The 8571-nt window shown below is 69.6% G+C and carries 8 protein-coding genes; 6 read left to right on the top strand and 2 right to left on the bottom strand.

Annotated elements, in window-relative coordinates; all coding sequences use genetic code 11:
• The first annotated feature begins 280 nt into the window (after positions 1–280).
• On the top strand, positions 281–811 hold the full coding sequence (locus QZ994_RS17075) for a flagellar basal body L-ring protein FlgH (RefSeq protein ID WP_290874450.1): 531 nt from the start codon (positions 281–283) through the stop codon (positions 809–811).
• A 96-nt stretch (positions 812–907) separates the two neighbouring features.
• Here the strand turns inward: QZ994_RS17075 and QZ994_RS17070 are convergent, their stop codons facing one another.
• The gene (locus tag QZ994_RS17070) at positions 908–1486 is read right to left on the bottom strand and encodes a cell division protein FtsI (RefSeq protein ID WP_290874447.1); all 579 of its coding nucleotides are present in this window, start codon (positions 1484–1486) and stop codon (positions 908–910) included.
• A gap of 206 nt (positions 1487–1692) precedes the next feature.
• Positions 1693–2820 (bottom strand): substrate-binding domain-containing protein, encoded by a 1128-nt coding sequence (locus QZ994_RS17065; protein WP_290874444.1) that lies wholly within the window; start codon positions 2818–2820, stop codon positions 1693–1695.
• 217 nt (positions 2821–3037) lie between these two features.
• Here QZ994_RS17065 and QZ994_RS17060 point away from each other — a divergent pair, with 217 nt between their 5' ends.
• The 5 genes from QZ994_RS17060 to QZ994_RS17040 form a co-directional block, all read left to right on the top strand.
• Positions 3038–5362, top strand: a complete 2325-nt coding sequence (locus QZ994_RS17060; protein WP_290874441.1) for an FdhF/YdeP family oxidoreductase — start codon at positions 3038–3040, stop codon at positions 5360–5362.
• Complete coding sequence (gene fdhD / locus QZ994_RS17055) at positions 5362–6177, top strand: formate dehydrogenase accessory sulfurtransferase FdhD (RefSeq protein WP_290874437.1); 816 nt, start codon at positions 5362–5364, stop codon at positions 6175–6177. Before QZ994_RS17060 ends, fdhD begins: the two co-directional genes overlap by 1 nt.
• Positions 6178–6603: 426 nt before the next feature.
• On the top strand, positions 6604–7188 hold the full coding sequence (locus tag QZ994_RS17050; RefSeq protein WP_290874434.1) for an amino acid synthesis family protein: 585 nt from the start codon (positions 6604–6606) through the stop codon (positions 7186–7188).
• On the top strand, positions 7181–8029 hold the full coding sequence (locus QZ994_RS17045; protein ID WP_290874431.1) for an alpha/beta fold hydrolase: 849 nt from the start codon (positions 7181–7183) through the stop codon (positions 8027–8029). Before QZ994_RS17050 ends, QZ994_RS17045 begins: the two co-directional genes overlap by 8 nt.
• A partial coding sequence (locus tag QZ994_RS17040; protein ID WP_290874428.1) for a flavin reductase family protein occupies positions 8026–8571 on the top strand: 546 nt, incomplete at its 3' end. The genes QZ994_RS17045 and QZ994_RS17040, both read left to right, overlap by 4 nt.

The raw sequence follows: 8571 nt of genomic DNA, 5'->3' as shown, positions 1-8571 counted from the left end.
ATGCCCAGGCGCTGCGCGGCGCGCGTGATCGAGCCCTCCTCGTGCACCGCGATCAGCAGGCGCAGCAGGCGGCCGTCCAGATCCAGATAATCGAAATCGTTCATCCAACGATTATAACCAGAGCGCCTGTTTTCCCGCCCTTAAGGCGGCCCCCGCGGCGCGATGGCCGCTTCCATCTGGAATTCGCATGCATCGCATCAGGATTCGCGTATTTATTTAATCGGCGCGGCGTCGAATAATCCACTACCAACCATTTTAAACATCCTCCAGGAGACGCCACATGACCGCCCTACAGCAGAAACGCATCATTCCCGGATCGCCCATCTTCGCCAGCGAGGCCGCCCGCAACGGCTACGCGCTGAACAAGATGTGCTTCTCGTTCAACAGCAAGGCCAACCGCGAAAACACGATCGCGGCCAAGGGACCGGGCACCGGCAGCAGCCAGAGTGGCCTGATCAAGAGCCTGCTGAACGTGGACGCCACCGCATCCGGCAGCGACACCTTCAAGGGCGAAGGCCAGACCGACAACAGCAGCACCTTCAATGGCCGGATCGCCGCCCAGGTGATCAATGTGCTGCCCAACGGCCACCTGCTGGTGGCGGGCGAAAAGCGCATGGCCTTCAACGGTGGCACGACCACGCTGCGCTTCTCGGGCATCGTCGACCCGAAGGACATCAAGCCGGGCGCCGTGGTGGCCTCGGGCGATGTGGTCGATGCGCGCCTGGAGCAGCTGGGTCAGGGCGACGTGGCCTCGACCTCCTCTCGCACCTGGATCCAGCGCCTGCTGACCAATTCCCTGGCCATCTGGTGAAGCGTGGGGGCGCGCGGGGCGCCCCGATGTCACCTGGCAGAAACGACAAAGCCGCCTTCTCAGGCGGCTTTGCTCATGGCGCTCGACGCGAGGCGTTCAGGGCAGGTCGCTGGCCTCGGCCTGGCGCACCACGGCCTTGACCACGGGAGCCAGTTTGTCACGGGTGCTGGCCCATTTGCTCAGGCCAAAGCCTTCCAGCTGGTACGTGGCGCTGGCCAGCACGCGGCCGTCGGTGCGCAGGGTCAGGCTGGCATGGGTCAGGTAGGCCTCGGTCTTCTCGCCGAACTGGGGCACGTCCCACTCGATGAAGGCGGTGTAGTGCAGCCAGTGGCGACAGGTGTCGGGCCAGGTCGTGCTGTTGTCGTAGATGCGGCTTTCAATGCCCAGCTTCTGCAGGTTGAGCTGCAGGGCGGGCAGGATGCCCGGGGCCTGGGCACTGCGGTTGTACTCGATGCAGACCTGGCGAACCGTGTCGTGCGGGTGCTGCACCACGTCGCTGGCCTCCTTGGGCGCCACCGAGGCCACCTGGTTGGCCGCCAGGCCTGTGGCCTTGATGACCTCGATCGTGGGGCTGTAACTCAGGATCGAGCAGGCGGTCTGGCCGAGCAGCAGCCCCCCCAGCCCCAGTGTTCCCAGGCAACGCCAGACAGGCGCTCTTTCGCGCCGTCGCGGCACGGCGCACACGGTATCCGGAGAAACAGGGGGCGATAAAAGAGGAGCGGGGCGCATGCCCGGATTCTCCTTGCGCCCCTCCCCCCCGACAAGCGCCGAAGCCCTTTTCGATCACCGGAAAAGCAGGGTTTCACGGCGAATATGTCGAATGCGTCGGCTTTGTTGATTTGTGCAAAGCAGCATGAGTATCCCACCTCACCAGGAGATATTCACGCGGGCCAGCCGGCAAACAGCGCGCGGGCTTCGCCCACCTCGCCACAGTGGTCGGCCTCGTAACCCGGCAAGCTGGCGATGGCCTCGCGGTAGGCGGGGCTGTGCAGGGTGGCGATCAGGCCCTGGGCGCCGGGGGTGGAGAGGGTCTCAGGGGCGCAGACCAGGCCGTAGCGCTCGGTCTGCACCGGGATGAACTCCAGACCGAAGCGGCGCGCCGAGGTCTCCACGCCAAAGGCCACATCGGCCATGCCGCTGGCCACATAGGCGGCCACGGCCGCGTGGGTGTGCTCGCCCTGTTCGCCGCGGGCCACCTGCTCGGCCGCGATGCCTTCGTGGCGCAGCAGGTGCTCGAGCAGCAGGCGGGTGCCCGAGCCGGGCGAACGGGGGATGAAGCGCAGGCCGGGCCGCGCCAGGTCGGCCACGCCATAGACCTTCTGCGGGTTGCCGGGGCGCACCATCAGGCCCTGGCGGCGGGTGACGAGGTGGATGTAGCGCCAGTCCGGCCCCAGCAGGGGCGCATGCTGGCGCAGCAGTTCGGCCTGCAGGGCACCCAGTGGGATGTGCAGGCTGGCAAGCTCGCAGGTGCCGGCCTGCAGGGCGGCCAGGGCCTGGCTGCTGTCGCAATAGCGCCAGTCCAGGGGCTGGCCGGTGTCGGCCATCTGGCGCTGCAGTTGCTCGATGGCAAAGCCGTGGCTGGCCCACAGGCGCAGGGGGCGGTCGGCCTCGGCCAGCACGCGGCGCAGTTCGGCCTCCAGCTCCAGGGCCAGGCTGTCGAGCTGGGGCCCCAGCCGGGCGGCCACACGGCGCTGGGCCCAGACCAGGCGCTCCCCCAGCGGCGTGAGCACCGAGCCCTTGCCGCGCGACATGCTCAGCAGCGGCGAGCCCAGGGCCGCTTCGGCCTCGCGCAGCAGCTTCCAGGCGTGTCGGTACGAGGCCCCGCCGTGGTGGCAGGCGGCCGAGAGGCTGCCGTGTTGCTGCACGGCGACCAGCCAGTCCAGCACCTTCGGGGCCAGGGCCAGACCACCCGGGCCGCGAATCTGCCACTGGGGCGTGATGTGCACGCTCAAGGTGCCGGGGGGCGTGCTGGGGGAGGTGCCGACGGAGGCGCGAGCGGGATGGGTCACAACTTCATGCTCACCAAAGCATATGGCAACGGTGCCGGACGACATATTGCCAGAGTGGCCTCAAGCGGCCTACAGTCTGAGCACCCTCCCGCATGGCGGGTGCGGCCGCTTTATGCCAGACCCAGCACAAGCCTGGGCTTCGCCCTGCGGCCTGCGCCTGGCCCTGCACCGCCCTCGTTCCAGCCAGCCCCGCGGCCGGCTCACCCTCAAGCCCGCCATGAGCGAAGCCAAGATCCAGTTTTACAAAGGCCCGGCCGGTGGCTGGGGCGCGCTGCGCAGCGTCGCCAAACAGCTGCTGCAACACCGCATCGCGGCCAAGGGGGCACGCACCCTGCTCTCGGCCAACCAGCCCGATGGCTTCGACTGCCCCGGCTGCGCCTGGCCCGACCGCCAGCACGCCTCCAGCTTCGAGTTCTGCGAAAACGGCGTGAAGGCGGTGGCGTCGGAGGCCACGGCCGAACGCGCCACACCCGCCGTGATCGCCCGGCACACCGTGAGCGAGATGCTCACGTGGGGCGACCACGAACTGGAAGCCATGGGCCGCTTGACCGAGCCCATGGTCTACGACGCCCAGACCGACCGCTACCAGCCCATCGGCTGGGACGAGGCCTTTGCCCTGGTGGCCCGCCACCTGCGCGCCCTGCCCTCGCCCGACGCCGCCATCTTCTACACCTCGGGCCGCACCAGCAACGAGGCCGCCTTCCTCTACCAGCTGTTCGTGCGCGAGTTCGGCACCAACAACTTCCCCGACTGCTCCAACATGTGCCACGAGCCCAGCGGCATGGGCCTGAAGCAAAGCGTGGGCGTGGGCAAGGGCACGGTCACGCTGGACGACTTCGAACTGGCCGACTGCATCCTGATCTTCGGCCAGAACCCTGGCACCAACCACCCGCGCATGCTGGGCGAACTGCGTGCCGCCGCCCGCCGTGGCGCGCGCATCCTGAGCTTCAACCCCCTGCGCGAGCGCGGCCTGGAGCGCTTTGCCGATCCGCAAAGCCCCGCCGAGATGCTCAGCGGTGGCGCCACCACGATCTCGTCCGACTACTTCCAGCTCAAGGTGGGCGGCGACATCGCGGCCATCCTGGGCATCGTCAAGCACCTGCTCAGCCTGGACGAGGCCGCGCTGCAAGCCGGCCTGCCCCGCGTGCTCGACGTCGACTTCATCGCCGAACACACCAGCGGGCTGGACGAATTGCTGGCCCGCGTGCACGCCACGGACTGGGACACCATCGTGGCCGAATCGGGCCTGGGCCGCGAGCAGCAGGAGGCCGCGGCAGAGGTGATCGCCCGCTCGGACAAGGTGATCGCCTGCTGGGGCATGGGCATCACCCAGCACCAGCATGGCGTGGCCGGCGTGCAGATGATCGCCAACCTGCTGCTGCTGCGCGGCATGGTGGGCAAGCCGGGTGCGGGCCTGTGCCCCGTGCGCGGCCACAGCAATGTGCAGGGCGACCGCACCATGGGCATCTACGAGAAGCCCGCGCCCGCCTTCCTCGACCGCCTGGGCGAGGTCTTCGGCTTTGCGCCGCCGCGTCACGAGGGCTTCGACACCATCGGCGCCATCGAGGCCATGCGCGACGGGCGCGCCAGCGTGTTCTTCGCCATGGGCGGCAACTTCGCCGCCGCCACGCCCGACACCGATGCCACCTGGGCCGCGCTGCGCCGCTGCGACCTCACCGTGCACGTGGCCACCAAGTTCAACCGCAGTCACGTGGTGCACGGGCGCGAAGCCCTGCTGCTGCCATGCCTGGGCCGCACCGAGATCGACCGCCAGGCCAGCGGCCCGCAGCACGTGAGCGTGGAAGACTCGATGAGCATGGTCCACCTCTCGGCCGGCATCAACGAACCGGCCTCGCCGCACCTGCTGTCGGAGCCCATGATCGTGGCCCGCCTCGCCGAGGCCACCTTGCCGCAGAGCCGCACGCCCTGGCGCTGGCTGGCCGACGACTACGAACGCATCCGCGAGAAGATCGAAGTCGTGTTCGACGACTTCAAGGGCTTCAACGACAAGGTGCACCGCCCGGGGGGCTTCCGCCTGCGCAACACCGCCAGCGAGCGCGTGTGGCTGACCAGCACGGGCAAGGCCCGCTTCATGGCGCACGGCATCCCGCAGAACACGGCCGTGCACCGCGCCCGCCGTGCGCCGCAACCTGGCCTGGGCCCAGTGTTCACGCTGACCACGGTGCGTGCCCACGACCAGTACAACACCACCGTCTACGGCCTGGACGACCGCTACCGCGGCGTGTTCGGCCAGCGGCGCGTGCTCTTCATCAACGTGGCCGACCGGCAGGCCCTGGGCCTGGCCGAAGGTGCCTGGGTCGATGTGCGCAGCTGCGAGCCCGACGGCCAGCCGCGCCGCGCCAAGGCCTTCAAATTGGTGGACTACAGCATCCCGCGTGGCTGCATCGCCGGCTACTACCCCGAGACCAATGCCCTGATCGCCCTCGACAACCACGCCGAGGGCGCGCGCACGCCGGCCTCCAAGGCCATCCCGGTGCAGCTGATCCCCGCAGACGCCCCCGTGGCGGCGGTGCGCGCCTGATGGCCGACGGCAGCACGCCGGTCGAGGTCTGGCGCCACCGCGGCGAGACCGCGCAGTGGGCCCACGACCAGCTCATCACCGAGCACCCGGTGGCCCTGGTATTCAACGGCCTGTCGCACGCGGTGATGATGGCCACGCCCACCGACCTGGAAGACTTCGCCCTGGGCTTTGCCCTGTCGGAAGGGCTGATTGAGCGGCCCGCCGATTGCCACGACCTCGATGTGATCGAAGGGCCCCACGGCAGCGAGCTGCGCCTGCAAGTCAGCGCCCGGGCCTTCGAGGCGCTCAAGGCCCACCGGCGCCAGATGAGCGGGCGCACCGGCTGCGGCCTGTGCGGCATCGACAGCCTGCAGGCCCTGGCCGCGCGCCACCCCTCGGCCCTGCCCGCATCGCGCACCACCGCCACCGCAGAAGCCGTCGGCATCGGCCCGCAGGCCGTGCTGCGCGCCATCGCACAGCTGCACGCCGGCCAGCGCCTGCAGGCGGGCACCGGGGGCTGCCACGCCGCGGCCTGGGCCAGCCCCGATGGCACGCTGCGGGCGGTGCGCGAAGACGTCGGCCGCCACAACGCACTCGACAAGCTCATTGGCCACCTGGCCCGAGAAGAGCGCCTGGGCGAGCCCGGCTTCGCCGTGGTGTCCAGCCGGGCCAGCTACGAGCTGGTCAGCAAGTGCGTGCGCGTGGGCATCCCCACGCTGGCGGCCATCTCGGCCCCCACCTCGCTGGCGGTGGACATGGCCCGCCAGACCGGCCTGCGCCTCTATGGCTTCTGCCGCGGCGACACCGCCGTGGACTACAGCGCGCAACGCGGCTGACCCGGGCACCCGCACAACTTTGCAGCACGCCGACGGCGCCATCCCGGCGCCGATCAGCCCCAAAGCAGGGCAAGTGGCCTCCCGAAATCGGGCGTGCCACGCACCAGGGGCGCCACAGCATCAGCGCCTGCACAGTCCGGCATTAGAAGCGCTTCATCTGACCCCTGGCACGGGCACCGGGCACGCCTCCGCCGGACCTCGACGCGACACCACCGCCTGTCCGATTTTTCTTGGTATACCAAGCACATAGGCGCGAAACCGCACCGGATTCAACCCATCCACGCCACCCCAACCGGCCAACATCCCTTCACAAGAAGTAGAAATCGCGCATTTTTCAGGCACATCGCTTGCGAACACCTCGGGCACCGGCAGACCCGCACCGAACTTGGTATGCCAAACACAGCCCCGCCACCGAGGACCCCTGAGATGACCCTGCACCTGCGCAAAGTGGTGACCTACACCGAGCACACCCTGATCGAAGGCGGCAAGCCCGCCGAACGCCCCCTGCAGCTCTTCGCGGCCGCCGCCGTGCTGCGCAACCCCTGGGCCGGCCAGGGCTTCGTCGAAGACCTGGGCCCCGCGATCCGAGAGATCGCGCCCCAGCTGGGCGAGCTGCTCACCGCCGAGATCCTGAAGATGGCCGGCTCGGGTGACGCGGTCGAGGGCTACGGCAAGGCCGCCATCGTCGGCACCTCGGGTGAGGTGGAGCACGCATCGGCCCTGATCCACACCCTGCGCTTTGGCAACCACTACCGCACGGCCGTAGGAGCCAAGAGCTACCTGAGCTTCACCAATGTGCGCGGTGGCCCGGCCTGCCCCATCGCCATCCCCTTGATGCACAAGCACGACGAGGGCATGCGCTCGCATTACCTGACCATCCAGTTCGCCATCACCGATGCACCCGCCCCCGACGAGATCGTGGTGGCCCTGGGCGCCTCCATCGGCGGCCGCCCGCACCACCGCATCGGCGACCGCTACAAGGACCTGGCGGAGCTCAACGGCCATGCTTGAGTACAGCCTGCCCCCGGCGCGCTTCCAGGGCACCCTGCCGGACGGCACCGCCTGCGCGGTGTACGGCCAGGGGCAGCCTGTGGTCTTCGTGCACGGCGTGGGCATGAACCAGACCGTGTGGGCCCCCCAGGTGATGGCCTTCGCCCGCGACCACCAAGTCATCGTGTTCGACATGCTGGGCCATGGCCGCAGCGTGCTGCCCCCCGAGGCCCCCAACCTGGCCGACTACGCCGAGCAGCTGCTGCGCCTGCTGGACGCCCTGAGCCTGCCGGCCGCGCACATCGTGGGGCACTCCATGGGCGCCCTGGTCAGCCTGGCCTTTGCCCTGGCCCACCCGGAGCGCTGCCTGAGCGTGAGCGCGCTCAACGCCGTGTTCTGCCGCACACCAGAGCAGCGCGCCGCGGTCGAGGCCCGCGCCAGCACCCTGGCCGACATCGGCAGCCAGGCCACCATCGAGGCCACGCTGGCGCGCTGGTTCGGCCACCCTGTGCCCGCGCCCTTTGCCGCAGCCGCCCACCTGGCCCGCCAGCTGCTGGCCGATGTGCGACCTGAGGGCTATGCCCGCACCTACCGCCTGTTTGCCACCAGTGATGCGGCCCACGCCACGGAACTGGCCAGGCTGCGCGTGCCCGCCCTGTTCATGACCGGTGAGCGCGACCCCAACTCCACCCCCGCCATGTCGGCCGCCATGGCCGCCCTGGTGCCCGGAGCGCGCCTGAGCGTGCTCACGGGGGAGCGCCACATGATGTGCCTGACCGCCCCGGCCCAGGTGCACGCCGAACTGCATCCCTTCCTGCTGGCCCATGCGCTGCGCCAGCCCACCACCCAGGAGGCCGCATGAGCCACAACGTGATCGACCCCAAGGCCTTCCGCCAGGTGCTGGGCCACTACCCCACCGGCGTGACCGTCGTGACCACGGTGGACGCCGAGGGCGTGCCGCGCGGCCTGACCGCCAACTCTTTCACCTCGGTCTCGCTGGACCCGCCGCTGCTGCTGGTCTGCCTGGGCAAGGCCACGGCCAGCCACCCGGTCTTCATGGCCAGCACGCACTTTGCCGTCAATGTGCTGGCCGACACCCAGCGCGACACCTCCAACCTCTTCGCCTCCAAGGCCAGCGACAAGTTCGAGCAGGCCGCCTGGCAGCCCGCGGCCAGCGGCGCCCCCCTGATCGACGACAGCCTGGCCTGGTTCGACTGCCGCGTGCACCAGCGCATCGACGCGGGCGACCACACCATCCTGATCGGCCAGGTGCAGGCCATGGGCCAGCGCAGCGGCCGCCCACTGGGCTACTGCCAGGGCGGCTATGTGGGCCTGCAGGCCCTGCCCTCCGCCACGCCCAACACTCCCACCGCACCGGGCGCCCCCACCGCCCCGCAACCTGCC

It is taken from the genome of Aquabacterium sp. (assembly GCF_021768455.1).
Classification (GTDB): Bacteria; Pseudomonadota; Gammaproteobacteria; order Burkholderiales; family Burkholderiaceae_C; genus Aquabacterium.
This window is presented reverse-complemented; position numbering and strand designations above follow the sequence as displayed.